This window comes from Flavobacterium sp. DSR2-3-3, from assembly GCF_049896585.1.
Taxonomy (GTDB): Bacteria; Bacteroidota; Bacteroidia; order Flavobacteriales; family Flavobacteriaceae; genus Flavobacterium.
This window is the reverse complement of record NZ_JAFCUP010000005.1, coordinates 122810-149368: the sequence shown is the minus strand read 5'-3', so window position 1 is coordinate 149368 and position 26559 is coordinate 122810. Positions and strand designations below refer to the sequence as shown.

Genomic DNA, 26559 nt, shown 5'->3' with positions numbered 1-26559 from the left:
AAATTGTTATGATATATTTGTTTTATTTCTTGCATGTGTTATCATTTTGAAACAAATGTAAGTATTATTTATATTTGTTCTAAATAATAAAACATAAAAAAGACATAAAAAAGCCGGTAAGAAATCTTGAGATTATTTTACCGAATGATTATCGATAGTAAGTTATAAAGATTTAATTATTATTCGCTCTTTTCATGTTCCTCAATATCTTTTTGCAAGTCCAGTTTTCTAAAAGTAGGGGATACAGCTCCGGTAATTAATACGGTGATCAGTGTCATGCTTCCGCCAAAGACCACTGCGCTAACAGTTCCCATCAGCTTTGCGGTTAATCCGCTTTCAAAAGCACCCAATTCATTAGAGGATCCCACAAATATAGAATTGACGGCTGCAACTCGGCCTCTCATGTGATCTGGAGTTTTCAATTGCAAAATAGTTTGGCGTATCACCACCGAAATCCCGTCGAAAACGCCGCTTAAAAATAAAGCTGCAACGGACAACCAAAAAATAGACGAAAGTCCAAAAACAATAATACAAATTCCAAATGCAAAAATTGCCGACAGCAGTTTCATTCCCGCATTTTTTGTAAAAGGAATATACGCAGAAATAATCAGCATCAAGAAAGCGCCAACTGCCGGAGCGGCTCGCAAAACACCAAATCCCTGCGGACCCACTTTCAAAATATCCTGTGCAAAAATGGGTAACAGCGCAACGGCTCCACCAAAAAGTACGGCAATCATATCGAGCGATAAAGCGCCTAAAATCGTCTTATTATTAAAAACAAATTTCACGCCTTCTTTCAAACTCTCGATAATGGGTTCACCAATTTTTGGATTCAAAATAGGTTTTGTTGCAATTTGGGTCAAAGCCATTAAAGCAAGTAGTGAACATCCTAAAACAATTGACATGGACCAATGAACACCAATCCAATTGATCGAAAAACCGGCCATGGCTGGACCTAAAACCGAACTTATTTGCCAAACAGAACTGCTCCAAGTGGCAGCGTTCGGATATTCTTTTTTAGGAACAATCAATGCCAAAAGAGAAAATATCGTCGGGCCAAGAAAAGCACGAACCAATCCGCCTAAAAACACAAAAAAATAAATGGAATATAAAATAGTTTGGGTAGAAAAGTCTTTTATAAAGGGTGGCCAAGTAAATAAAAACAAGCCCAAACTAATAATTGAAAATCCTAAAATGCATTTGAAAAGCAATCCTTTTTTCTCCTTTTGATCGACGATGTGTCCGGCAAATAAAGCCATAGAAATGGCTGGAATGACTTCCATTAATCCAATGATTCCTAACGACAACGGATTTTTGGTCAAACTGTAAACTTCCCATTCAATGACGATAAACTGCATCGACCAGCCAAAAACCATGGCAAAACGCAATAACAAAAAAATATTGAATTCTTTATAACGCAGCGCCGAATAAGGATCTTTTTTTTTCATAACAAAGAATCATTCTTTAATATCTCGCAATCGCAATTGCAAACTTATTTTGCCTTTCCATTCGTTTTCATCTATGCAATACACGGCTTGAAAAGGTTTTTGATGAGTAGTCAGTTCAATTTTATTTCCCAAATTAAAACCAATTGCAGCAAGACCTTCAGAGTTATTTTGTTTGACAAAAAGTTTTAAATGTTCTTCATCCTGACCAAGCGGTTTTCCATAACCGGTGTCTTTGATATTCTTGGTCAAGAAAATAGGAGTCATATTTTGTGGTCCGTACGGTTCAAATTGTTTCAGTATTCGTATTAATTTTGGAGTAATATCTGCAAAATCGATCTCCGCATCAATTGCAATTTCGGGCGTCAACATATCAGGATGAATGGTTCTTTCAACTTCTTTCTCGAAAGCATCTTTGAAGGTTTTATAGTTTTCTTCTTTTAAAGTCATTCCAGCGGCATACATGTGACCGCCAAATTGTTCCAAATGCTCGGTACACGCTTCGAGTGCATTATAGACATCAAATCCTTTTACGGAACGTGCCGAAGCCGCGTATTTATCACCACTTTTGGTAAAAACAAGTGTCGGACGATAATAGGTTTCAATTAGTCGGGAAGCGACAATTCCGATCACGCCTTTATGCCAATCTTCTTGAAAAACTACGGAGGTAAAACGTTTTTTTTCATTGTTTTCTTCAATTTGTTGTAACGCTTCTTTGGTAATTAATTTGTCTAAATCTTTCCGCTCCGAATTATAGGCTTCAATTTCAGAAGCAAATTGTTGGGCTTGTTCAAAATCAAATTCGGTTAACAATTCTACCGCATGATTGCCATGTTTGATGCGTCCGGCGGCATTTATTCGGGGTGCGATGATAAAAACAACATCGGTAATATCTAAAGTTTGTTTTTTTATTTGATGGATGATGGCTTTGATTCCGGGTCTTGGATCAGTGTTAATAACTTGCAATCCAAAATGAGCCAAGACCCGATTTTCGCCAGTCATCGGGACGATATCAGCGGCAATCGCAGCCGAAACTAAATCCAGATACGGAATCAAATCATCGATAGTTTCATTTCGGTTTTGGCCCAAAGCCTGAATTAATTTGAAACCTATTCCGCAACCGCACAATTCATCATACGGATAAGTACAATCGTCTCTTTTTGGGTCGAGAACGGCAATGGCTTCGGGTAAAAACTCTCCCGGTCTGTGGTGGTCACAAATGATAAAATCGATATTTCGCGCTTTTGCATAAGCCACATGATCGATAGATTTTATACCGCAATCCAAAGCAATAATAAGTGAAAATCCATTGTCATCAGCAAAGTCAATTCCCTTGAAAGAAATTCCGTACCCTTCATCATAACGATCCGGAATGTAAGTTGCCACGTTTGCATAATAGGTTTTTAAATAGGAAGAAACGAGTGAAACTGCTGTGGTGCCATCGACATCATAATCGCCAAAAACAAGAATATTTTCGTCATTTTCAATCGCTTTTTCGATTCGGGCGACTGCTTTTTCCATATCTTTCATCAAGTACGGATCATGCAAATCATCTAAACTCGGACGAAAAAATCGTCTGGCATCCTCAAATGTTTCAATACCGCGTTGCACTAATAAAGTGGCGACAAAATCTTCGACATTCAAAGCTTTCGCCAACTGTTTTACAGTATCTTCAGAAGGTTTTTGTTTGAGGGTCCAACGCATATTAATTTGGGATTTTAGATTTTGAAATTAGGATTTTAGAAACTTTTAAAAAGAATAACCGCTAATTCATTAATTAGTTTTGTCTTTTTAATTTATGAATTAGCGGTTTAACTATTTTATTTTAATACTAAAGCACTTCCGTAAAATGCAATTCCATCCCAACCAGTTTTCGTGAAATTACGAATATTCTGATGATCTGTCCCGTTTGGATTTTTTAAAACATCTTCGCAGTAATATGCTCCAAAACAAGCTAATGTAGCTGCTTCAGATAGGTTTTGAATTTCGGCGAAAGCAAACAATTTACAGGATCCTGAATTGTCTCCTGCGGCATTGTGTTGCAGTCCGTTCTCAAATGCTGTAGGCGTAAAATCGTAATTTGCTTCAATAACCGCAATGGTTTCTAAAAAGTTGATGGCTTCAGGAGTTTCTGTTAATTTTTCTAAAAAAGCGGCTATAGTCATATTGATTTAATTGTTAGAATTGAGAAGCAATTGTTTTCGCGGCAAAAATAGCTCCATCCATATAACCTGGATTTTTAGTAGCTGTTTCTGCACCGGAAACATATAATTTTCCGTTTAGTAATGGGATTTTAAATAAAGAATGTCCGTTGTTTTGGTGTGCCAATACCAATTGCTCGTAAGGTTGAAACGTTAAGGGTTCTTCCCGCCAAACGTTCTCATAATAGGCGACATATTCGTTGGCTTCTGGCCCAAAAAAAGTAGTCAATTGCGCAATTACTTTTTCTTTGCGTTCTTTCAAAGATAGGACTGCGGTTCCAGCGTTCAGGAATCCTTTCAATGCGAAACCAGAATTATCAGCGGTGCTGTGGTCGTACATTTCCTGAATTATGCTGGCTTGGCTGAATAAAGTTCCGGAATAGTGATTCTGTTTCCAAAAAGGAGTTTTATATTCCACAGCGAATTTAATGGATTCGCCCATCCAAGTATGTGTTTTCTTGGCTAGTTGTGTAAAATTCTCTGGCAATCTAGGTTCAAAAACAACCGAATTCACTAACAAATTCGGTGGAATGGTACTAATCACTTTATTAGCTAAATAACTATTCCCGCTTGAATTCGTTAAGATTAATTGATTTTTTTCCTCTTTTATTGAGACTATTTTGGTTTGTGTTTTAATATGTTGTATTCCAATTTCAGATACTAATTTCTTTATTATCGTTGCTGTTCCGCCCTCAATCCGAAAAGAAGGTTCTTCAGAATCTGAGATTTCAAATTTTTGTGGTGGTACAAAAGACATCGTTTCAAATAAAGAAATGCCCTGGGTATATTGTCTAAAATAGGGGAGATCTAAAGTGTGGAGTACTTCTAAAAGATGGCTGTGTTGGTTTCCAAACCAAGTCGCACCCATTTCCATCGTGACGCCTGTTGTGCCGGATATGGTTTTTATGCGACCTCCAATTAGGATATTGGCTTCTAATATCAAGACTTCAATTCTTTTTTTTTGGAGTAAAAAAGCGGTGTAAAGTCCACAAAGTCCTGCACCAATTAGAATAACTTTTTCCTTTTCCATGATTATTCTTCAGCTGAGAATTTTGATTTTTTAGGTTCTTTTGTTATTGGTTTTCCACCTACAACCACAACAATTTCTCCCCTTGGAGCTATTTTTTCAAAATGAGTCAAAACTTCTCGTACTGTTCCTCGAACATTTTCTTCGTGCAATTTTGATAATTCTCTACAAACACAAATCGCACGGTCTTCTCCAAAATAAGTGATGAATTCTGCTAAAGTTTTTAGTAATTTATGTGGAGAAACATATAAAATCATCGTTCTGGTTTCTTCTGCTAATGCTAAATAACGGGTTTGTTTCCCTTTTTTGTCGGGTAAAAAACCTTCAAAAATAAATTTGTCATTGGGTAGACCGCTGTTGACTAATGCCGGAACAAAGGCTGTTGCGCCTGGCAAACATTCTACTTCAACGCCATTTTCAACACAAGCGCGAGTTAATAAAAAACCAGGATCCGAAATCGCAGGCGTTCCCGCATCGGATATTAAAGCGATATTTTCTCCGGCTTTCAATCTCGATATTAAATTTTCGATGGTTTTGTGCTCGTTGTGCATGTGGTGGCTGTACATGTGCGTGCCGATTTCAAAATGCTTTAACAATTTTCCGCTCGTACGCGTGTCTTCGGCTAGAATCAAATCAACTTCCTTAAGAATTCGAATCGAACGAAAAGTCATGTCTTCGAGATTGCCGATTGGAGTAGGAACAATATATAATTTTGACATAGATAAGTAATTAAATACAAATTTTAGGTTAAATCTGTATTTGTTGAAAGGAATATTCAGAAAAGTGCAACTAAATTTACAAGAATTTCTTCTCTATAATATCCATGAATCGATCTTCATAATCTTGTTTTCCGTCCCAGTTGTTGTAATCGGGCTTGACCATTTCCTGAACAAAATCTCGGGTTTCATAGAATGTATCAAACGTGATAAGTTGACTTAAAACGCGGTTGTAATCCTCGCTGCTGTTGCCGAAAAGGTGTTTTATAAATGCTAAACGGTCGTTCAAATCGATATTAATTCCCTTGGCTAATTTTTCGTTCAACGAAACTGTTTTTGGTTCCGTTTTTTCGGCAGATTCTGATGAATCATTTTCTAATAGTGGCTCTGTAGGTTCTACTACTTCTTTTGGAGTTTCAATAACTATTGCAGTTGGAATATTTTCTATTTGTTGTTTTTTTACAAAAAGCGTGTCATGGTAATTGCCTCCTAATAAATCTTCAAAAGAGATTTGAACCGCCTCAGCTTTCTTAGGCAATTCCGACTTAATTTCTACTTCTTTGTCTTGTGATAATTTAAAAGTAGGTTTAAATGGTGCTTCCGATTCCGATATTTCATCCGCTATTTCGACTTCCGTAGCTGTAACTATTTCTTTTTCTGCAAATGTTTCTTCTACTCTGTCTCTCTCATCAAGTATTTCTTCGCTTGGTTCCAGCGGTGTTTTGATAGTTTTCTCAGCAATGGTATCATCAACAACTGTTTCTTCCAAAGTTACTTCTTCCGTTACCGTTTCTTCCTCTTCGATAGGGCTTTCCTCCTCTATTGTAACTGGTTCTTGTTCAACAGAAAGAGTTGTTTCTTCTGTTTGTTCCAAAGTCGTTTCGGCTGTTTTTTCTACAACAATTTCTTCTGTAAAAGGCTCTGCTGCTGGTTGAACTGACTCGGTTGTATCAAAAATAGATTCTATTTCTTTACTGATTTCAGTAAGACCAATAGTTGGTTTCGCCTCACTGAAATGTTCGTCTACAAATCGTAAGACAGAAAGTTTTTCGTATAACTTCCGTGTTTCCAGATATAATTGATTGATGTCAGATTTATTTTTTAATTGTAATATTCTGTGTGCAATGCTAATTAAATCGGCTTCCAATTTTTTTTTCATAATTGTTAAAATTACAGGGTGTTAGGCGGGTCTTTTTTGATGCTTTTTTGTATTACTTTTTGTACCGTATTCAGAAAAGCGAATCTTTGCTCGGGAGATTTTTATTTTTTTAAATAAGTGCTTGCAAATCTCCGATTTGATATAAATTTTATACTTTTGAAACGACGTAAAAGTATAAAAATTTTAAGTCGATTTGTTTATTACAAAGTAATAAAAACTATTCATTTTTTAAGTCAGAAAAATACAAAATGTTTCTCGAAAATACAGTAAATCATAAAGAACAATTTGGTTGGATTGAAGTCATTTGTGGCTCCATGTTTTCGGGTAAAACCGAAGAATTAATCCGTCGTTTAAAAAGAGCGCAATTTGCCAAGCAAAAAGTCGAAATTTTCAAACCTGAAATTGATACACGCTATCATGACGATATGGTAGTTTCGCATGACGCCAATGAAATTCGTTCTACACCTGTTCCAGCCGCCGCAAATATCGCTATTTTGGCGCAGGGTTGTGATGTGGTAGGCATTGATGAAGCGCAATTTTTCGATGACGAAATTGTCAAAATTTGTAACGACTTGGCTAATCAGGGAATCCGAGTAATTGTTGCTGGATTGGATATGGATTTCAAGGGAAATCCTTTTGGTCCCATGCCCGCCTTAATGGCAACTGCCGAATATGTGACCAAAGTGCATGCCGTATGTACCCGCACCGGAAATCTCGCGAATTACAGCTTCCGTAAAACCGACAATGATAAACTCGTTATGCTGGGCGAAACAGAAGAATACGAACCGTTGAGCCGTGCCGCGTATTATCACGCGATGCGCAAAGATCAGGAGAAGTAAATCTTCTCCTCAACCCTATACAAAGGAGAGGGAGCCATGAATGGATTGAAATATAAAAGTATTGAAAATATAAAACCCTTTCAAAGTTTAGAATTCCGAAAGGATTTGTCTTTTTTCAGTTGAAGATGTATTCTAATTTAAAGTCTAATTCTGGAAATAATTTGCTTTGAATGGTGTCTTCCTCAATTAGTGGATGCATTCCTATGAACTGATTTTCTTTTAAAACATATATAAAAACCGTTTTATCTGCTGGGTTTACGATCCAATATTCGAGAACTCCTGCTTCTTCATATAAATCAAATTTATACTTCATTTCTTTATTCGAATTACCGGGCGATAGAATTTCTATAACCAAATCGGGGGCACCAATAGCGCCTCGTTCGTCTATTTTCGAATCATTACTGATGACACACAAATCAGGCTGTATCACCGTATAAATTTCTTGGTCTAACGTTGACTTTTTTTTGTCTATCAATCGTACGTCAAATGGAGCCGCAAAAAGATTACAGACGTGCGGTTCGAAAAAATTAAAAAGACGACCATGCAATTTTCCGGAAATTCTTTGATGCGCTGTACTTGGTGCGGGACTCATCTTAAATATCTTTCCTCTAATTAATTCTAGTTTGTCCTGGAATTGCCAAGTTAGGTAATCAGCATAGGAATAGGTTTTATTTAAATCTAATTGATTGATATCCGTTATCATAAAACTTCTTTTTTACAAAGTTACTAAAAAAACATACTATTTTGTCTTGTATTGAAAATCCGTCGAATTACAATTCTTCTAAAACAGAAAATGATAAACTCGTCATGTTAGGCGAAACAGAAGAATACGAACCGTTGAGCCGTGCCGCGTATTATCACACGATGCGGAAAGATCAGGAGAAGTAAATCCTCTCCCCAACCCTCTCCAAAGGAGAGAAAGCCGAGAATGGATTGAAATATAAAAGTATTGAAAATAAAAAACCCTTTCAGATTTCAAAATTCTGAAATGGTTTTAAATTTAAAAAAATATTGTTTTTCTTGCAAGATTTAAAAAAAATAAAGAATAAGAGCCTATAATTCTGGATTGTAATTCGCAATTCCAAATTCGTAATTATTTAGATCTTCTTCCTCATTCTCGCCACCGGAATATCAAGTTGTTCTCTGTATTTTGCAATTGTTCTTCTTGCGATTGGATAGCCTTTATCTTTCAGAATTTCAGCTAATTGATCATCTGGAAGTGGTTTTTTCTTGTCTTCTTCCTCAATCGTATTCTGAAGAATTTTTTTAATTTCCAGTGTAGAAACATCCTCACCTTGGTCATTTTTCATTGACTCTGAGAAAAATTCCTTAATCAGTTTCGTACCGTAAGGCGTTTCAACATATTTGCTGTTGGCCACACGTGAAATCGTCGAAATATCCAGACCCACCATGTCCGCAATGTCTTTTAGAATCATCGGTTTCAACTTGGTTTCATCACCCTCCAGAAAATATTCCTGCTGATAATGCATAATCGCGTTCATGGTTACAAAAAGCGTCTCTTGGCGTTGGCGAATCGCGTCGATAAACCATTTAGCCGAATCCAGTTTTTGTTTGATGAACTGAACCGCATCTTTTTGCTGTGCTGATTTATCTCGGGAATCCTTGTATGTTTGCATCATTTCCTGATAATCCTTTGAAACGTGCAGCGAAGGTGCATTACGTCCATTTAAGGTTAGTTCCAGTTCGCCGTCCACAATTCGGATCGCAAAATCAGGAACCACATTTTCCGTTACTTTATTGTTACCGGTAAAGGATCCGCCTGGTTTTGGATTTAGTTTTTCTATTTCGTGAATGGCTTTTTTCAGTTGCTCGTTCGAAACATTGTATTTTTGTAATAACTTGTCGTAATGTTTTTTGGTAAACGCATCAAACTGATTTTCGATTATATCAGTGGCTAATTCTATGTATTCCGTTGGTGTTTTGTGTTTCAATTGTAACAACAAACATTCCTGCAAATCCCGCGCTCCTACACCGGACGGTTCTAATTCATGAATTACCTGTAACATTTTTTCCACCATTTTTTCATCGGTGTAAATGCCTTGCGTAAACGCCATATCGTCCACCATATCAGGAACGCTGCGACGGATATAACCCATATCATCGATACTTCCTACGAGAAATTCTGCAATTTCACGCTCTTCATCGTTCAGGATAAAAGTGTTTAATTGATTGATTAAATCCTGATGAAAACTCACTGGCGCAGCAAAAGGTGTTTCGCGATCTTCATCGTCATCACTATAATTGTTGGCCTGTGTTTTATAGTCCGGAGTTTCGTCGTTGCTCAAATATTCATCAATATTGATGTCTTCGGCTTCAATTCTATCCGATTCCGAGTCATCATAATCGTCATAATCTTCATTTTCGAACTCGTCTTTCTCGAACTCATCTTCTTCTTTTCCGGCTTCCAATGCTGGATTTTCGTTCATTTCTTCCAATAAACGCTGTTCGAAAGCTTGCGTAGGCAATTGAATTAACTTCATCAACTGAATTTGTTGAGGAGATAATTTCTGTGATAATTTTAAATTTAGAAATTGCTTTAGCATATTAGTTTATTTGGTTATTCGGTTATTTGGTTATTTGGAATCAAATCCACAAAAAACCAAATGCACAAATCAACTTTTAATTAAAATTCCGCATTCATTGGTGTTCTTGGAAAAGGAATTACGTCACGAATATTTGTCATTCCTGTTACAAATAACACCAATCTTTCAAATCCAAGTCCAAAACCAGAGTGAACTGCTGAACCGAATCGTCTTGTATCAAGGTACCACCACAATTCTTCTTCATCGATTCCTAAGGCTTTCATTTTTTCAACCAAAACATCAAAACGTTCTTCTCTTTGAGAGCCGCCCACGATTTCTCCAATTCCAGGGAAAAGGATATCCATCGCACGAACCGTCTTTCCGTCTTCGTTTAAACGCATATAAAATGCTTTGATATTTGCTGGGTAATCAAATAAGATTACCGGACATTTAAAGTGTTTTTCCACCAAATAACGCTCGTGCTCTGATTGTAAATCCGCTCCCCATTCATTGATGATATAGTTGAATTTCTTCTTTTTATTAGGCGTACATTCTCTTAAAATGTCAATTGCTTCGGTGTATGAAACACGTTTGAAATTGTTTTCCAAAACAAAGTTTAATTTTTCCAAAAGCGGCATTTCGCTTCTCTCCGCAACTGGTTTCGATTTTTCTTCATCCAATAATCTTCCTTCTAAAAATTTCAAATCCTCAGGACATTTTTCCAAAGTGTATTTGATTACATGCTGAATAAAATCTTCGGCCAAATCCATGTTGTCATTCAAATCATTGAACGCCACTTCTGGCTCAATCATCCAAAATTCCGCAAGGTGACGCGAAGTATTAGAGTTTTCAGCTCTGAATGTTGGTCCAAAAGTGTAAATCTGTCCCAAAGCCATTGCAAAAGTTTCTCCTTCTAACTGTCCCGAAACCGTTAAGTTCGTTTCTTTTCCAAAGAAATCTTCCTTGTAATCTACTTTCCCGTCTTCAGTTCTTGGTGTTGCGTCAAATGGCAAAGCGGTAACTTTAAACATTTCACCGGCACCTTCAGCATCTGATCCCGTAATGATTGGCGTATTCACATATACAAAACCTTTCTCTTGAAAATAACTGTGCACCGCATACGATAATACCGACCGCACTCTCATTATGGCTCCAAACATATTGGTACGCACTCTTAAATGTGCATTTTCACGCAAGAAATCCAAGCTCGGTTTATTTTTAGGTTGTATCGGGAATTTCTCGGCATCCGAGTCTCCAAGTATTTCCAGTTTAACCACCTGAATTTCAAATTTTTGTCCAGCACCTTTACTTTCCACCAAAGTTCCCGTAACTGATATGGCTGCTCCAGTCGTAATTCGCTTCAACGTTTCATCTGGCGTATTCTCAAAATCGACAACACATTGTATATTGTCAATGGTTGAGCCATCGTTTAAAGCAATAAATTGATTGTTTCTAAAAGTTCTCACCCATCCTTTTGCATTTACTTCGTGAAGCGTTTTTGTGCTGTTTAGTAAGTCTTTAACTTTTGTATGTCTCATTTTATGTATATAATTGATATTAAATAGTGTCTTGTGACTGAACTGCAAATATAAATGATTTGTTTGAAAAGTCCTTGCGTAAAATTTGGGAATGAGGAGCTATTTCCCGCTATTCGCTATATCTTTTACTTTTTTAAAGAAAAAAAGTAAAAGGATGTCTCTGCTAACGCAGTTCACTGAACTCCGATGTAATAAGAGCACAGTGGAGTAATCAAGGGCTAGAGAGTATTGGAATTGAGGAATCTCTAATTAATTAAAAGTTGGACTTATTAAAGGTAATGGAAATTAATGTTTAATTTTAGCCTATTGTGCTTTTTGTTTTATCTTTTCAAGGTAAAATGTCCTTTCAAAATTCTACCATCCTCTAGTGCTATGGTATACCAATAGTCGTCAGAAGGCAAAGGTCGCCCGTTAAAGTTTCCATCCCAACCATGATTTAAAGGATTTAACTTGCTTATTAATTTACCATATCGATCAAAAACATTAATAATTATTTTAGCATTAAAGGCATTGTTGACCCCTTTTATATTCCAATAATCATTAAACCCATCTTGATTTGGAGTAAAGAAATTCGGTATTCCAAGTATTGCTACTTCTTTTAAGGTAATACCACACCCATTCAAGTCTTTTACATAAACTGTATGGATTCCTGCACTAACATTAGTAAAAAGATTTTCTGATTGATAGTGGCTATTTTCGTCATCCAACGCATATACATAGTCACCTGTACCAGTTGCGGAAACCTGAATACTATTAATAGAAGTAAGATCTTCAATTTTTATGTTTTCTATTTTAGCAATATTAGATGCAGAAACTATAATTACTCTAGTTCTAGAACATCCCCCATCAGTAGTTGCTTTCACGGTATAGGTTCCCGTTTTGTCAATTGTTAAAGTGTATTCTGTTTCGCCACTAGTTAGATTTCCGTTATAAGTCCACTCATATTTATAATTATCTATTAATAATTCATCAACAAGGGCTGCATTGATTACTTTGGTAAAATTACTAATATTACTGCAAAGTCGTTCCTCACCATTCAAGGTTATTGGTGGTAATAGATGAACTACGAATGGTATTGACATTGTTGCTTTACAGTTAGCATTATTTGGATTAATTACCTCCACTCGAATATTTTGTGAAATGGTTACAAACGGGTTGGGCAATGGACTTGAAAGTAAATTGTTATTAGCATCATAATACTTGACTATTATTCCGGTTTGACCTCCTAAGATGGTATTGTGAAAGGTTGAAGTGTCAAAAGCATATTTTCCGTTTTGCTTAGTAGGATCGATTTCATCATCACAAACAATTAATAAATTGGACGGAATAGGAGAGGCTTCTGGTAAATCAGAAACCACGAATTCTAATGTTGTTTCATAGGAACAAGCAGTCATTGCAGTATTGGTTGCCTCTACTTTTAGTATTTGTGAACGAGTTACAAAAGGATTAGGCAGCGGACTTGATAAAGAATTATTATTTTCATCAAAGTATTTCAAAGTGACGTTAGTTGAACCATTCAATAATCGTGTTTGAATTGTAGAGGTGTCAAAAGCAAATAATCCGTCGTGGTTGTCATCACATTGTATTTCCTTAATAGGTTGCATAACCGGTATCGGTTCAACAGTTAACTGAATAGGAGAACCTAAACCCAAACAATCATTGTTAAGTTTACTGTCAATACGAACATAAATTTTTTGTGAATTTGGATACCCTATATTTCTATAATTTACAATATCTAAAATTGTATTTTTTTCTGTTAAAGCATCATTAAGATTGCGATAGTAGGTAATGTCTAGTTGTTGTCCTACAGGAAAAATAGCTTTTATTTCATTGTTTATACTACTAAAATCAAAACTAGAAATACCGTCTGTATAGGTGCCCAAAACGGCATCATCGCAAACTATAAAATTTCTAACGAAATTAATCGGAATTTGCGTTGTAGAAATTATTAAGTGTATTGTAGCAATTTTAAAACAGCCATTGGAGTTTGTAATTCGCGTATAAACAATGTCGTTACTTATTATTTGATTGCTATAACTAATGGGATTAGTTATTGGGTTACGATTATTTTGTGCATCAATTTGAGTGGTATAAAAAGTGATGCTTTCGTTTGTAGCATTAGCTGTTATTTTTGGGATTGCTTCCTCTAAATTAAAAATAGTAAATCCATTAATATCATCGTCACATTGTTTTAAATCAACATTTTGATTGATAGTAGGTAACGCACTCACTTGTATTTTGAATGATGTTGTTGCAAAACAAATTGGATTATCTTTATTATACATTTTTACATAAATAGTTTCAGTTGCGTTGGTATTCGCGTAAGCTGATGGCGCTGCAATATTTTGTGTCAAAGCGATGTCTTTGTAATAGGTAAGTAAAAACTGAGTCGCTGACTGTCCCTTTAAAATTGTTGAAGATTTTTGAGTTAAATCAAATAAAACATGTCCATCGGTATCATTGCCAATACTCGTATTATCGCAAACTAAATAGTTTGATATAGAAGTGTAAATTTCTGGAATAGGACTTTCATTAACAGAAATTGAAAATGAAGTACTGCTTTTACAAGACGGATTAGCTTTGTTTGTTACTAAAGCAATTATCGTTTGTGGCAAGTAGGCTGTTGTGTTTGTATATGTGGTTGGGCTATTAATCGCTAAATTATCATTGTAGTCAGCAGCGTTAACATAAAAGTCAACCTTATTCAAAGTGGGATCTTGACCGTTAAGTATTGCAGTATTTTGAGATGTCAAATCAAAAGTACGAAAACCATCATTATTGTTATCACATATTGAGATATTTTGTGGTTGAAAGGCTGTAGGAACTTCGTAAATAACAATGTTTTTAGTTTCTGTTGTTACACCTGTATTTGATGTTGCTTTTACGGAAACTGTGTAATTTCCTATTGACGAATAAAAATGATTAGGATTGAGATTAGTGGAGGAATTGCTATCACCAAAATCCCATTGCGCAGCAATAATTTCTCGATTGCTATCTAATGAAAAAGAAGTCATTTCGCCCAAACAGTTATTTTGCGTTTTTATGGTGACTTGAAGATTAGATGGTGTAAATTGAGGAAGACCAGCATACGAGAGTCTACCGTTTAAGTCAACAGCTTTTAATTGAAGATTACACCCAATACCCAAAACATTAGGATTAGTAATGGCGCTTAAATAAGGGACGAGGTCACGGGCTACATAGATTTTCCCGTCAGGAGCTAACTGCAAGGCAAGTGGGTTAGATTCCCTATGGATTATAGTTAGTAAATTGATTTCAGAAACGGGGATATTAGTAGCTGTTAAATCATATTGATTCAGTTCATATTTCTCAGGAACGTTACTACCGGTTGTTAAATATGCAATTTTTCCAGATTGTGAAAATTCTACACCATAAGTAGTTGGTTTATCCGTAATCAATCGTGGATTACTTACGACACCAGTTTCGTTATTAAAATTAAATAGTTCGGTTAAACTTGAATTATTAGCACAAATTAATTTATCTCCTGTTTGAGAAACTTTCATGCTACCAATGGAATCTTGATCTCCTGCTACTTCTACACCAGCACTGCTAATAACTGGGATGGAATTTACACCTGAGTTATCCACAAAGAATGAGTAGAAATTATTATTTCCAGATCCATGAGTAATGACCCATACTCCCTCTCCCGTTCTATTTAAAGTTGCTGTTAATTTTTCAGTAGTTGGCGTAAATAATAAAATATTTTTATTGGAAGTAACCGCTCCTAAACCACCATTGAAAGATAAATCTACTTCAGAATACTTCAGTCCTTCGTCACTCCCTTGTGCAGCACAAGTAAAAATATAATAAATCGTTAAAGAGTTAGGCTTTTTTACTATTGTAGCAGATTGTGTGGTGGTATTATTGCCCCTTAGATCGATTCCATTTTCCATCAAAAGATGATTTTTATTATAAACAGATACACCATCAGTATAAAATAACAATTGACCAGCACTGTTAGATATTGTTGCGCAACCTTCGTAAGTGTTTAATTTTCCATTAGTTAATGCAACTGGGGTGCCGTTGTTAAAGTCCAATCCTGCACGTTCACCAAAATACCAAATATTAGCCTCGCCCTGACCATATGTTGATAGAGATAACGAGAATATCAAAAATGTAAAAAATTTATTCATACCATGAACCTAGAATAGTAAATAAAAGTACATTTAATTTAAGAGTTAGCATAAAATTTATAAGAATATTTGCTGTATTAATTTGCAATAATGCTGAAATATAGACATCAGGTATTAATTTTAAAATTAGTTTTTTTCATGTTAAAAGTGTTGACGTTACTATTTTACTTCTTAGCATTTTTCCTGGTAAGGAATTATAGAGTAAAGTTGTTCCATGAATACTTAAAGTATTGACCAGTTCAATTTTAAAATATAATTAAGTCAATCAGGAGCTATTTCCCGCTATTCGCTATATCTTTTACTTTTTAAAGGAAAAAGTAAAAGGATGCCGCTACTATCGGGGCTAAGCATATGGAGTTTTTTAGGATTTTTTAGAAACATTCGGATGAATTTCCTTCGCCGTTTTGTAATCTTTCGAGATAAAATAGAGAAATGAAATCTTTTCCAAATCCTGTCAGGGTTCAAAACCCTGACAGGATTGAAAAAAATTGTAACGAATAGCGGGAATTAGCTCCTGATTACGATGTTTCTCGCAACGATTATTTATTTTTTTCTAAATCGTCAATTTCGGCATCACTTGGTTCAATGATGTCTATTTTGGGTTCGATAAAATCCTGTTCATTGGCAAGCGTTTTATTCAAGGTCAGAACCAATGCCGGCAGCAACATTAAATTTGACAGCATCCCAAACAATAATGTTAATGAGATCAATCCGCCAAGTGCAATTGTACCTCCAAAACTTGACAACATAAACACCGAAAACCCGAAGAACAACACGATAGAAGTATAGAACATGCTTAAGCCGGCATCCGTAAATGTGGCGTAAACAGATTTTCGGATTTTCCAGTTGTTTTTCTTTAATTCTTCGCGGTATTGGGACAGAAATCTCACGGTGTCATCCACCGAAAGACCAAATGCAATTCCGAAAACCAATATCGTAGACGGTTTCAGCGGAATGTCTAAAAAGCCCATAATTCCTGCTGTTAGCATTAATGGTAATAAATTTGGGATGATAGAAACCAATACCATTTTGAACGAACGGAACATAAAACCAATCAAAAGAGCGGTCAGGAAAAAGGCGAAAGCCAGCGACGAAAGTAAATTATCCAGCAGGTAACCGGTTCCTTTCTGGAAAACCAGTGCTTTTCCGGTGATGGTGACTTTGTACTGATCAGCAGGGAAAATTTTAGCTGCTTCTTTACGAATTTCAGCTTCAATTTTGGCAATATTATCGCCGTTTTCGTCGCGCATAAAAGTCGTGATTCGAGCAAATTGTCCTGTCGAATCAACATAACTTTTCATCAGATTGTCTTTTGAGTTTTTTGTGGCATTTTTGGCATACGACAAAATAAACGACTGTTCTTGCGAAGTAGGCAATTCATAATATTCCGGATTTCCGTTGTAATACGCTTGTTTGGAATATTTAATCAGGTTGACAATCGAAATGGGTTTTGACAATTCCGGTATTTCATCAATGGTTTCCTCCAGTTCTTCCATTCGCCTTAGCGTAGACAAGTTCATGACTCCTTTTTTTCGTTTGGTGTCAATCATGATTTCAAGCGGCATCACTCCGTCAAATTCTTTCTCAAAGAAAACAATGTCTTCAAAAAAAGCTTCTTTTTTAGGCATGTCTTCAATCAAACTGCCTGAAATGCGCATTTCATAAATTCCTACAATACTAATTACTAATAGAATAATAGAAACAACATAAATTGAAAAGCGATTGTATTTTACGTTTCTCAGAATCCAATCCATGAAAACCTTCACATAATTACGGTCTAAATGCTTGATGTGGCGCTCTTTTGGAGCCGGAATATAACTGTGAAAAATAGGGATGACAATGATACACAAAAAGAAAAGTGCCATAATATTGATGGAAGTCACGACCCCAAATTCCAATAACAATTGATTATTTGAAGCGACAAACGTAGCAAAACCAATTGCTGTGGTAAGGTTTGTCATCAAGGTTGCCATTCCTACTTTGGTCGTAACACGCTGTAATGCTTTGGCTTTATTGTGGTGAATTTTGTATTCCTGATGGTATTTATTGGTCAGGAAAATACAATTCGGAATTCCGATAACAATGATTAATGAAGGAACTAAAGCCGTTAAAACCGTAATTTCGTAGTTTAATAATCCTAAAAATCCAAAAGACCACATCACGCCAATAATAACAATAATCATTGATATTAGCGTTGCCCTAAAACTTCTAAAAAAGAAAAAGAAAAGCAATGAGGTGATTAATAAAGAGGCTCCAATAAAGATGCTGATCTCATCAGTAACGGTTTTTGCATTCAGCGTTCGGATGTAAGGCATTCCTGAAACACGAATATCAATTCCGGTTTCTTTTTCGAATTTTTCGACTGCGGGAACTAATTTATCCAGAATAAAATCTTTTCGGGCCGCCGTGTTTACAATATTCTTATCCAAGTAAACGGCGGAGCGAATGCTTCCCGATCTTTTGTTAAAAAGTAATCCTTCGTAAAAAGGCAAATCATTGAAAAGCTCTTTTTTAATTTTTTGAAGATATGCCGGGTCAAGAGTTTTGCTTTGGTCCACAAAAGGAACCAGTTCAAAGGTTGCCAGCGAATCATTTTTTTGTAATTTCTTTAAGTCATTTAACGAAATAACTAAATCAACCGCTTTGTCGCCTTTTAACGTATTCATCATTTTACTCCAGGAAGCAAAGGCTTTTGGGGTATATATGGCGTTGTCTTTTACCCCGATGATGACTAGATTTCCTTCTTCCCCAAATTTATTTAAAAAGGCATTGTACTCAATATTTACAATATTGTCATCCGGTAATAAATTGGCTTCGGTAAAAGCGAAGTGAATATTCTTCCATTGTAGTGCTAAAAGCGCCGTTATCGCAACAATAATGGACAACATTAAAATCCTATTTCTAAGGACAATTCGGGCTATCAATTCCCAAAATCCCAAACTAAACCACTTGACCATATTTCCTGTTTAACGGCTGTAAAGGTAGTTAAAACCGATATAAATCATTTGTTTCAGCGTAAACTTTTTATAGGTTTAAAGTCTAATTTTAGGTTCTTTTTTTTATTTGTAATTAAATAAATTTTTAAGATATAAATGATACATTTGAATTCTCATCTTCGTTATTTGGGGATGTTGGTAATGACAAAAAAAAGTTTATGAAGAATTATAAAAATACAATATTTTATTTGAGTGTTACGGGCGGTTTTATTGCATTAATGTACTGGATTATAACAAAAGGGAAAAACTTAGAGGCAACAGAAACAATAGTTTCACCAGAGAGTGGCAATGGTTCTTGGAATGATTTTTTAGCTGCTATGCAACATAATTTTCAAGATCCTTTGGCTATTCTCTTGGCTCAAATAATAACAATCATACTTGTTTCCCGAGTTTTTGGCTGGATTTTTAAGAAGATAGGACAGCCATCAGTAATTGGGGAAATTATTGCGGGAATTGTTCTAGGACCATCCTTATTGGGATTGTATTTTCCTGAATTTTCAGTAGCTTTATTTCCTGTTGAATCATTAGGAAATTTAAAGTTTTTGAGTCAGATAGGATTAATTTTTTTTATGTTTGTTATAGGAATGGAACTTGATTTGAAAGTGCTGAAGAACAAAGCCAATGAAGCGGTAGTAATCAGTCACGCCAGTATAGTAATCCCTTTTGCACTCGGGATCGGTCTGGCTTATTTTGTTTACAATCGGTTTGCTCCTGAGGGAGTTACGTTTTTAGCTTTTAGTTTGTTTATGGGAATTGCGTTGAGTATTACGGCTTTCCCCGTGTTAGCCAGAATCGTTCAGGAAAGAGGTATTCATAAAACTAAATTAGGTTCTATAGTGATTACATGTGCCGCTGCCGATGATATTACTGCTTGGTGTATTTTGGCGGTAGTGATTGCGATTGTAAAAGCAGGGACTTTCGTGAGTTCGTTGTACATTATTATGCTGGCAGTACTTTATGTTGTTGCGATGATTTACATTGTAAAACCATTTTTGAAACGAATTGGAGATTTATATGGTTCTAAAGACAGTATTGTAAAACCGGTTGTGGCAATCTTTTTTCTAGTATTGATTCTTTCGTCTTATGCAACGGAGGTTATTGGTATTCATGCGTTGTTTGGTGCATTTATGGCGGGTGCAATTATGCCGGATGTCCCAAAATTAAGAACAATATTCATAGAAAAAGTGGAGGATGTGTCGTTGATCCTTTTACTCCCTTTGTTTTTTGTATTCACGGGTTTAAAAACAGAAATTGGTCTACTTAATGATCCGTATTTATGGAAAGTTACTGGTTTTATTATTTTAGTGGCCGTAGTGGGCAAGTTTGTAGGAAGTGCTTTGGCAGCCAAATTTGTTGGGCAGAGTTGGCGTGACAGTTTGACGATTGGCGCCTTGATGAATACCAGAGGTTTAATGGAATTGATTGTTTTAAACATCGGGTTGGAACTTAAAGTTTTGACACCCGAAGTGTTTACCATGATGGTCATCATGGCATTGGTCACTACTTTTATGACGGGGCCGGCTTTGGATTTAATCAATTATATCTTCAAAACGAAAGATGGTGTTGAAGTTATTGAACAAACAAACCATAATAAATACCGAATTTTAATTTCGTTTGGCAACAATGAAAAGGGTAAATCCTTGTTGCGACTGGCGAATAGTTTTATAAAAAAACAGAAAAACAGCTCCAGTATTACCGTGATGCATTTGTCTTTGAGTGATGAGGTGCATACTTTTAACTTGGAAGACAAAGAAAAAAATAGTTTTTATCCAATTGTTGAAGAATCCCAACTATTGAAACAGGATATTACCACTATTTTTAAAGCAACGATGGACATAGAAACCGAGATTGCTGATATAGCCAATCAAGGCGATTATGATTTGTTGTTAATAGGCTTGGGAAAATCAATATTTGAAGGTACAATTCTTGGGAAAGTAATTGGTTTTACCACACGTATCATTAATCCGGATCGTTTGATTGATAAGTTTACAGGGAAAGAAGGGTTGTTCGAAAATTCGCCTTTTGATGAAAGAACGAGACAGATTATTTCTAAAACCAAAATGCCAATCGGAATTTTGATAGACAAAGATCTGCAGCAAGTCAATCATGTTTTTATCCCTATTTTCAGTCCTGAAGATTCTTTTGTGATTGATTATATTCAAAAATTAGTGTTCAACAACAACTCAAAAATTGTTATTTTGGATGTAAATGGACATCTTACGACTAATTTTGTAATGAACAGCGCTATTGATTCTTTGGAACAAAAATATCCAAACAACATTGGTTTGATAACCGATAAAATAATTAAAGAGGAATTTTTGGCGCAGCAGGATTTAATGCTAATTAGTCTCGAAAGTTGGAAAGAACTCGTAGATTCCCGAAGTATTTGGTTGAGCGGTGTTCCTTCTGTGTTAATTTTAAAACAATAACATGAATTGGATTTTATTAATTATCGGTGGTTTATTTGAAGTTGGTTTTGCCACTTGTTTGGGCAAAGCCAAAGAAAATACCGGAATGACAGCAACATTATGGTTGGGCGGATTTTTGGTTTGTTTGACAATAAGTATGGTCTTGCTTTATAAAGCAACACAAACACTGCCTATAGGAACGGCATACGCGGTTTGGACCGGAATTGGAGCAGTGGGAACGGTTTTAGTTGGAATTTTTGTTTTTAAAGAACCAGCTGATTTTTGGAGAATATTTTTCATCACCACTTTAATCAGTTCTATTATTGGTTTGAAATTCGTTTCGAGTCATTAAAAGGAAATTTTCAATATTTTTTTAAATAGAAAATGCGTCGTGTTCAACTAACACGACGCATTTTTAATATAATTGAAAAGGGAATTACACCTTCATGATTTCTGCTTCTTTCACCACTAAAAGTTCGTCTATTTTACGGATGAAAGAGTTGGTTAAGTTTTGCACTTCATCTTCGGCAGTTTTGCAAATGTCTTCGGAGGTTCCTTCTTTTTCTAATTTTTTGATCTCGGTGTTAGCATCTTTACGAGCATTTCTAATACCTACTTTAGCGTCTTCAGCTTCAACTTTGGCTTGTTTAGCGAGATCGCGTCTTCTTTCTTCGGTCAATGCGGGAACGCTGATGATAATTACATCACCGTTATTCATTGGATTAAAACCAATATTAGCTACCATAATTGCTTTTTCAATTACGTGCAACATGTTTTTTTCAAAAGGTTGCAACGTAATGGTTCTGGCATCAGGAACACTAATTTTTGATACCTGCGAAAGTGGCGTTGCCGATCCGTAATAATCTACATAAACACTTCCAAGCATGGCCGGAGAAGCTTTTCCAGCACGAATATTCAAAAATTCTTTTTCTAAATGCGCAATAGAACCCGTCATGGATTCTTTGGTACTATCTAATATAAATTCAATTTCTTCAGTCATAAATTTTAGTTTTCAGTTTTCAGTCTCAGTTTTCAGTTTTAGCCGCCTCTGCGACTCTAAACTGTGACTGAATACTATATGTTTACTACAGTTCCTATATTTTCTCCTTCGCAGATTTTCAATAAGTTTCCTACTTTATTCATATCGAAAACTACGATTGGTAATTTATTTTCCTGACTTAGCGTAAATGCTGTCGTATCCATCACATTCAATCCTTTTTTAAGGACATCGTCAAAGGAAATGAAATCGAATTTGATGGCAGATGCGTTTTTTTCCGGATCACAGTCATACACCCCATCCACACGAGTTCCTTTTAGAATCACATTGGCATTGATTTCAATACCACGTAAAACCGCTGCGGTATCGGTTGTAAAATATGGATTCCCAGTTCCGGCTCCAAAAATTACAATTCTTCCTTTTTCAAGGTGACGGTCCGCTCTTCTTTTGATATATGGTTCTGCTATGGATTCCATTTTTAACGCCGTTTGCAAACGGGTTTTCATGCCCTTTTCTTCCAGTGCTCCTTGTAATGCCATTCCGTTAATCACCGTTGCCAGCATTCCCATATAGTCACCTTGTACTCTGTCCATTCCTGCGCTTGCTCCTGCAACTCCTCTAAAAATATTTCCACCACCTATTACAATGGCTATTTCTACTCCTTTATCATGAATTTGCTTGATTTCGTCAGCGTACTCAGCGAGTCTTTTTGGGTCAATTCCATATTGCAAGTCGCCCATTAAAGCTTCGCCACTTAGTTTCAGAAGAATTCTTTTGTATTTCATGTGTGTGTTGAGTTGATTGGTGCAAATATAGACATATTATGATTTTTAAAAAAAGTGTTGCTTAAATTTTATAAATTAAGTTTTTCATGCGATTTTTTTGCGGCTTCATAGCCAATGTTGAAAACGGCATTCATCTTTACTTTGCTGGTTTCAAATGTACTGTACAGGCATAAATCCTTAGGTTCTATAACCCAATCGCAAATATTAAATTTATGCATATTTGAATTTGCCGAAAGAATATCAAAAGCCCGAGTGGTCACTGCCTTAATGGAACGCAAATCTTTGGCTTCAATTTTCTGAATCGGACTTACATAAACACCTATCACAGTGTCGCATTGTCCTTGTAAAATATCGGTTGGAAAATGATTCAATATCCCGCCATCACTATAGATATTGCCATCTATTTGATAAGGAGACAAAATCCCGGGAAACGCTGAAGATGCTAAAATGGCATCAACGATTTTTGTATTGGGAGAAAATATTTTCAATTTTCCCCGAATCATGTCGGTGGCTGTAATCTGAACTGGAATATTCAAATCACTTAATACGGCGTCTTTAAAGATACTGTGAAAATAACTTCGGAAGGATTCTGAATCAATTAATCCCGCTTTCTTAAACGTGAGGTGTTTCCAGTGAAAAAGGTAAATGGATTTAAAAAACTCCAAAATTTCTTCGGGTGTTTTTCCCCAAGCATATAACGCGCCAACAATCGATCCGGCACTCGTTCCTGCGATTTGAGAGGGTTTGATGTTTTCTTCTTCCAAAAATTTAATGACACCAGCATGCGCCAAACCTTTAGATCCGCCACCGGAAAGTACTAATCCTATAGATTTTGTTTTTAAATCCATTATAACTATTTGTTATAAAATTACTCTTTTTGTGGAATTGAAAGTGACAGATATCATATTTATGCTCCAATTTTATGGTAACTTTGTGAAAACAAATAATTCATTATGAAAATTCCAATAGCCAAAGCATTGTTTAATAGCCATTCATATTTAGAATACAGAAAACTTATTTCAGATTTACTATTTGAAAAAAAATCAACTGGGGACGAACAATCGGAAGATTTAACGCATTACAGTGAACTGAATGAAACGCGCATGAATCGTTTGGATAAAACGATTAAAATTACCGAACAAATCAGTCTGAAATTAAAGTCTTTACCGCGTGAATACATTTGGTTAGTAATTTCTGAAGGTTGGTGCGGTGATGCCGCGCAATTGTTGCCAATTATCAATAAAATGGCAATTGAATCCGGTAAAATTGACTTGAGAATTGTATTGCGTGATGAAAATGAAGAATTGATGAAGTTGTTTTTAACCAATAAAAAGAAAGCGATTCCTATTTTGATTCTTGTCGATAAAGAAACTGGAAGTGTGCTTGGAAATTGGGGGCCTCGACCACAAGCCGCAGCTGATTTAGTAACAGATTACAGAAAAGAATTCGGAGTTATTGACGAAACTCTTAAAACCAATTTACAACTTTGGTATTTGCATGATAAAGGAATTTCCACTCAAAATGAATTGATCAACTTGATGATGAATCTTTAAGCGAACAATTACTTTTATTCATAAATCTCTATATTTCAAATAGTTAGATATATTTTTTATCGTTTTATTTATTTATTATCAAATAAAAAGCGTAAATTAACCGCTTGAACCAACTCTATTGTACATTACTTTACTTTTTATTGGTGTTTAAACATTGTTTAACAATTTAAAAAAACATCGTTATGAAGAAGCTATTCAATCGAATTTATGATTATTTGTCCTATTTGTTATTTGGAGGTAAGGACGTAAGTCATTATTAAAACATCTCATAAAAAAGTAGACAAAAAATCATGAATTAAAATTACTTTTAATTTTAGAAAAAACACATCGCAAATATAATTATGTATTTGTCATGTGTTTTTGCTTGTTGAATGCAATTCAGAGATTAGATTTTGTTCGAATAAAGTCAAATCCATCGCTTTATTTACGTCGTAATCTCCAATTTTTGTTCTACGCAAAGCGGTTAAATGCGAACCGGAATTCATCTCCTTTCCAAAATCAAAAGCTAGGGAACGAATGTAGGTTCCTTTGCTGCAAACGACCCTAAAATCGATTTCTGGAAGTGCAATTCTGGTGATTTCAAATTCGTGAATAGTTGTCTTTCTAGTGGCGATTTCAATGGTTTCTCCTGCTCTGGCATGTTCGTATAAGCGAACACCATCTTTTTTTATAGCAGAATAAATAGGGGGTTTTTGATCGATTTCGCCCAGAAATTGTTTGACGGTTTCATGAATTAAATTTTCGTCAATATGTTCCGTTGGGAAAGTTTGGTCGATTTCCGTTTCTAAATCATACGAAGGCGTTGTGGCTCCTATATAAAAAGTTCCGGTATATTCTTTGGCTTGACCCTGAAGTTCGGTAATTCTTTTAGTAAATTTTCCGGTACAAACTAACAACAATCCCGTTGCCAACGGATCTAAAGTTCCGGCGTGACCAATCTTGAATTTTTTTGGCAGATTCAGTTTGGTTATTAAAGCCCATTTTAATTTATTCACCGCCTGAAATGAAGTCCAATTCAAGGGTTTATCAATCAGTAAAATTTGTCCGTCTTGGAAATCTTCGGCTGTTTTCAAAGGAATTTATTTAAAGTATGAAAAGTAGAACAATAAAAAGATTCCTACGATTATTCGGTACCAACCCCAAGGTTTAAAACCGTATTTTTTGATAATTTCTATGAAAAATTTAATCGCTAGAATAGCAACGATAAAAGCAACTACGTTTCCTATCAAGAACAATTGTATGTTTTCGTTTGATTTTAAAATCAATTCATAGCCTTTCATTTGCGAAGACTCATAGGTTTTCAAAAATACAGAATAACAAGTAACGGCCATCATGGTAGGAACTGCCAAGAAAAAAGAGAATTCCGCTGCGGCATGACGCGTTAATCCTTGTTGCATTCCTCCAATGATTGAAGCAGCAGATCGACTTGTCCCCGGCATCATTGCTAAACATTGCCAAAAACCAATGATTACAGCTTTCTTTACTGTAATATCTTCTTCTCTAATAACAGTTGGACTTTGAAAACGACTGTCGATAAAAAGTAAAATTACGCCGCCCAAAATTAATACAATCGCAATGGGAATAGGGTCTCCCAGAATGGCTTCAATTTTATCATCGAATAATTTCCCTAACACTAACGCTGGAATTACGGCATAAATAAGTTTGAGATAAAATCTGATTGCAACACTTTTTGAAGAGAAATCGAAAAATTTCTTCCAATACAAAGCGACGACCGCCAAAATGGCTCCAAATTGGATAGAAACCTGAAAAAGCTTTACGAAATCATCTTCTTGAATTCCAAAATAAGAACTCATAAAAATCATGTGAGCGGTCGAGGAAACGGGAAGATATTCGGTTAATCCTTCGATAACAGCAATTAAAAATGCTTGTAATGTATTCATTTATGCTTTTTTGGGATTCTTAAGAATGGCATAAATAGTAATTCCGAAACCGATTAAAACAGTTGTTGGTGCTAATCGAATTCTTCTAAAATTGAAGATATCTTCGCTAAAGACATTAGGATCCTCGCTTCCGCCGCCTGACATTAGAATGAATCCCAGGGCAATTACTCCAATACCAATTAATAAGATTTTGTAATTTATTTTGTCAAAAAGAAATTCTGGTTGCTGTTCATTGTTTTCCATATGTGCTAAATTTTATTTCAGCAACTAAGAATGCTGAATGATAATGCTGTTTTTTTT

The 26559-nt window shown here is 35.5% G+C and carries 22 protein-coding genes; 5 read left to right on the top strand and 17 right to left on the bottom strand.

Annotated features, from left to right (window positions below):
- Positions 1-179: 179 nt before the first annotated feature.
- From ACP7AQ_RS08550 to ACP7AQ_RS08525, 6 genes are all read right to left on the bottom strand, one after another.
- Positions 180-1448, bottom strand: a complete 1269-nt coding sequence (locus ACP7AQ_RS08550; protein ID WP_426095147.1) for an MFS transporter — start codon at positions 1446-1448, stop codon at positions 180-182.
- Between the two features lie 9 nt (positions 1449-1457).
- Positions 1458-3149 carry a single-stranded-DNA-specific exonuclease RecJ gene (recJ, locus tag ACP7AQ_RS08545; protein ID WP_426095146.1) on the bottom strand — a complete coding sequence of 564 codons (1692 nt, stop codon included), beginning with the start codon at positions 3147-3149 and terminating at the stop codon, positions 1458-1460.
- Between the two features lie 116 nt (positions 3150-3265).
- Positions 3266-3610, bottom strand: a complete 345-nt coding sequence (locus tag ACP7AQ_RS08540; protein ID WP_426095145.1) for a HopJ type III effector protein — start codon at positions 3608-3610, stop codon at positions 3266-3268.
- 13 nt (positions 3611-3623) lie between these two features.
- Entirely contained in the window at positions 3624-4676 is a 1053-nt protein-coding gene (locus tag ACP7AQ_RS08535) for a flavin monoamine oxidase family protein (protein ID WP_426095144.1), read from the bottom strand.
- A gap of 2 nt (positions 4677-4678) precedes the next feature.
- Entirely contained in the window at positions 4679-5392 is a 714-nt protein-coding gene (rsmI, locus tag ACP7AQ_RS08530) for a 16S rRNA (cytidine(1402)-2'-O)-methyltransferase (protein WP_426095143.1), read from the bottom strand.
- Positions 5393-5468: 76 nt separating this feature from the next.
- The gene (locus ACP7AQ_RS08525) at positions 5469-6548 is read right to left on the bottom strand and encodes a hypothetical protein (protein ID WP_426095142.1); all 1080 of its coding nucleotides are present in this window, start codon (positions 6546-6548) and stop codon (positions 5469-5471) included.
- Positions 6549-6796: 248 nt separating this feature from the next.
- On the opposite strand from ACP7AQ_RS08525, the gene ACP7AQ_RS08520 reads away from it, so the two are divergent.
- The gene (locus ACP7AQ_RS08520; RefSeq protein WP_039108599.1) at positions 6797-7387 is read left to right on the top strand and encodes a thymidine kinase; all 591 of its coding nucleotides are present in this window, start codon (positions 6797-6799) and stop codon (positions 7385-7387) included.
- Between the two features lie 115 nt (positions 7388-7502).
- Here ACP7AQ_RS08520 and ACP7AQ_RS08515 read toward each other — a convergent pair whose 3' ends face one another.
- Positions 7503-8090 carry a Uma2 family endonuclease gene (locus ACP7AQ_RS08515; protein ID WP_426095141.1) on the bottom strand — a complete coding sequence of 196 codons (588 nt, stop codon included), beginning with the start codon at positions 8088-8090 and terminating at the stop codon, positions 7503-7505.
- 41 nt (positions 8091-8131) lie between these two features.
- Here ACP7AQ_RS08515 and ACP7AQ_RS08510 point away from each other — a divergent pair, with 41 nt between their 5' ends.
- Positions 8132-8275, top strand: a complete 144-nt coding sequence (locus ACP7AQ_RS08510; protein WP_426095140.1) for a hypothetical protein — start codon at positions 8132-8134, stop codon at positions 8273-8275.
- Between the two features lie 209 nt (positions 8276-8484).
- On the opposite strand, the gene rpoN is transcribed toward ACP7AQ_RS08510, so the two are convergent.
- The 4 genes from rpoN to ACP7AQ_RS08490 form a co-directional block, all read right to left on the bottom strand.
- The gene (gene rpoN, locus ACP7AQ_RS08505; protein WP_426095139.1) at positions 8485-9951 is read right to left on the bottom strand and encodes an RNA polymerase factor sigma-54; all 1467 of its coding nucleotides are present in this window, start codon (positions 9949-9951) and stop codon (positions 8485-8487) included.
- Positions 9952-10031: 80 nt separating this feature from the next.
- Complete coding sequence (gene asnS, locus ACP7AQ_RS08500; protein ID WP_426062829.1) at positions 10032-11468, bottom strand: asparagine--tRNA ligase; 1437 nt, start codon at positions 11466-11468, stop codon at positions 10032-10034.
- A 320-nt stretch (positions 11469-11788) separates the two neighbouring features.
- The gene (locus ACP7AQ_RS08495; RefSeq protein ID WP_426095138.1) at positions 11789-15619 is read right to left on the bottom strand and encodes a T9SS type B sorting domain-containing protein; all 3831 of its coding nucleotides are present in this window, start codon (positions 15617-15619) and stop codon (positions 11789-11791) included.
- Between the two features lie 539 nt (positions 15620-16158).
- Complete coding sequence (locus tag ACP7AQ_RS08490; protein WP_426095137.1) at positions 16159-18576, bottom strand: efflux RND transporter permease subunit; 2418 nt, start codon at positions 18574-18576, stop codon at positions 16159-16161.
- A gap of 197 nt (positions 18577-18773) precedes the next feature.
- Between ACP7AQ_RS08490 and ACP7AQ_RS08485 the strand changes: the two genes are divergently transcribed.
- Both ACP7AQ_RS08485 and ACP7AQ_RS08480 read left to right on the top strand, forming a co-directional pair.
- Complete coding sequence (locus tag ACP7AQ_RS08485; RefSeq protein ID WP_426095136.1) at positions 18774-21044, top strand: cation:proton antiporter; 2271 nt, start codon at positions 18774-18776, stop codon at positions 21042-21044.
- A gap of 1 nt (position 21045) precedes the next feature.
- Positions 21046-21375 (top strand): DMT family transporter, encoded by a 330-nt coding sequence (locus ACP7AQ_RS08480; protein WP_091207029.1) that lies wholly within the window; start codon positions 21046-21048, stop codon positions 21373-21375.
- Between the two features lie 84 nt (positions 21376-21459).
- On the opposite strand, the gene frr is transcribed toward ACP7AQ_RS08480, so the two are convergent.
- From frr to ACP7AQ_RS08465, 3 genes are all read right to left on the bottom strand, one after another.
- The gene (gene frr / locus ACP7AQ_RS08475; protein WP_426095135.1) at positions 21460-22023 is read right to left on the bottom strand and encodes a ribosome recycling factor; all 564 of its coding nucleotides are present in this window, start codon (positions 22021-22023) and stop codon (positions 21460-21462) included.
- A gap of 74 nt (positions 22024-22097) precedes the next feature.
- A complete protein-coding gene (pyrH, locus tag ACP7AQ_RS08470) occupies positions 22098-22805 on the bottom strand; it encodes a UMP kinase (RefSeq protein WP_426062834.1) in 708 nt (235 codons plus the stop codon).
- 68 nt (positions 22806-22873) lie between these two features.
- Positions 22874-23653, bottom strand: a complete 780-nt coding sequence (locus ACP7AQ_RS08465) for a patatin-like phospholipase family protein (protein WP_426095134.1) — start codon at positions 23651-23653, stop codon at positions 22874-22876.
- A 105-nt stretch (positions 23654-23758) separates the two neighbouring features.
- Between ACP7AQ_RS08465 and ACP7AQ_RS08460 the strand changes: the two genes are divergently transcribed.
- Positions 23759-24358: a thioredoxin family protein gene (locus ACP7AQ_RS08460; RefSeq protein WP_426095133.1), complete on the top strand. Its 600-nt coding sequence runs from the start codon at positions 23759-23761 to the stop codon at positions 24356-24358.
- A 350-nt stretch (positions 24359-24708) separates the two neighbouring features.
- Here ACP7AQ_RS08460 and truB read toward each other — a convergent pair whose 3' ends face one another.
- Genes truB through ACP7AQ_RS08445 form a run of 3 tightly spaced genes read right to left on the bottom strand, consistent with a single transcriptional unit; the run spans position 24709 to position 26502 of the window.
- Complete coding sequence (truB, locus tag ACP7AQ_RS08455) at positions 24709-25431, bottom strand: tRNA pseudouridine(55) synthase TruB (protein WP_426095132.1); 723 nt, start codon at positions 25429-25431, stop codon at positions 24709-24711.
- Between the two features lie 6 nt (positions 25432-25437).
- The gene (locus tag ACP7AQ_RS08450) at positions 25438-26259 is read right to left on the bottom strand and encodes an undecaprenyl-diphosphate phosphatase (RefSeq protein ID WP_426095131.1); all 822 of its coding nucleotides are present in this window, start codon (positions 26257-26259) and stop codon (positions 25438-25440) included.
- On the bottom strand, positions 26260-26502 hold the full coding sequence (locus ACP7AQ_RS08445; RefSeq protein ID WP_426062839.1) for a DUF3098 domain-containing protein: 243 nt from the start codon (positions 26500-26502) through the stop codon (positions 26260-26262).
- Positions 26503-26559: the final 57 nt, after the last annotated feature.

Bases quoted from the DNA above. Each gene is read 5' to 3' on its own strand.
- ACP7AQ_RS08480 (WP_091207029.1), top strand. From the start codon at position 21,046: ATGAATTGGATTTTATTAATTATCGGTGGTTTATTTGAAGTTGGTTTT.
- ACP7AQ_RS08485 (WP_426095136.1), top strand. From the start codon at position 18,774: ATGAAGAATTATAAAAATACAATATTTTATTTGAGTGTTACGGGCGGT.
- ACP7AQ_RS08445 (WP_426062839.1), bottom strand. From the start codon at position 26,502: ATGGAAAACAATGAACAGCAACCAGAATTTCTTTTTGACAAAATAAAT.
- asnS (WP_426062829.1), bottom strand. From the start codon at position 11,468: ATGAGACATACAAAAGTTAAAGACTTACTAAACAGCACAAAAACGCTT.
- ACP7AQ_RS08465 (WP_426095134.1), bottom strand. From the start codon at position 23,653: ATGGATTTAAAAACAAAATCTATAGGATTAGTACTTTCCGGTGGCGGA.
- rsmI (WP_426095143.1), bottom strand. From the start codon at position 5,392: ATGTCAAAATTATATATTGTTCCTACTCCAATCGGCAATCTCGAAGAC.
- recJ (WP_426095146.1), bottom strand. From the start codon at position 3,149: ATGCGTTGGACCCTCAAACAAAAACCTTCTGAAGATACTGTAAAACAG.
- ACP7AQ_RS08540 (WP_426095145.1), bottom strand. From the start codon at position 3,610: ATGACTATAGCCGCTTTTTTAGAAAAATTAACAGAAACTCCTGAAGCC.
- ACP7AQ_RS08450 (WP_426095131.1), bottom strand. From the start codon at position 26,259: ATGAATACATTACAAGCATTTTTAATTGCTGTTATCGAAGGATTAACC.
- ACP7AQ_RS08520 (WP_039108599.1), top strand. From the start codon at position 6,797: ATGTTTCTCGAAAATACAGTAAATCATAAAGAACAATTTGGTTGGATT.
- ACP7AQ_RS08515 (WP_426095141.1), bottom strand. From the start codon at position 8,090: ATGATAACGGATATCAATCAATTAGATTTAAATAAAACCTATTCCTAT.
- ACP7AQ_RS08550 (WP_426095147.1), bottom strand. From the start codon at position 1,448: ATGAAAAAAAAAGATCCTTATTCGGCGCTGCGTTATAAAGAATTCAAT.
- frr (WP_426095135.1), bottom strand. From the start codon at position 22,023: ATGACTGAAGAAATTGAATTTATATTAGATAGTACCAAAGAATCCATG.
- ACP7AQ_RS08535 (WP_426095144.1), bottom strand. From the start codon at position 4,676: ATGGAAAAGGAAAAAGTTATTCTAATTGGTGCAGGACTTTGTGGACTT.
- rpoN (WP_426095139.1), bottom strand. From the start codon at position 9,951: ATGCTAAAGCAATTTCTAAATTTAAAATTATCACAGAAATTATCTCCT.
- ACP7AQ_RS08460 (WP_426095133.1), top strand. From the start codon at position 23,759: ATGAAAATTCCAATAGCCAAAGCATTGTTTAATAGCCATTCATATTTA.
- ACP7AQ_RS08525 (WP_426095142.1), bottom strand. From the start codon at position 6,548: ATGAAAAAAAAATTGGAAGCCGATTTAATTAGCATTGCACACAGAATA.
- pyrH (WP_426062834.1), bottom strand. From the start codon at position 22,805: ATGAAATACAAAAGAATTCTTCTGAAACTAAGTGGCGAAGCTTTAATG.
- ACP7AQ_RS08490 (WP_426095137.1), bottom strand. From the start codon at position 18,576: ATGGTCAAGTGGTTTAGTTTGGGATTTTGGGAATTGATAGCCCGAATT.
- ACP7AQ_RS08495 (WP_426095138.1), bottom strand. From the start codon at position 15,619: ATGAATAAATTTTTTACATTTTTGATATTCTCGTTATCTCTATCAACA.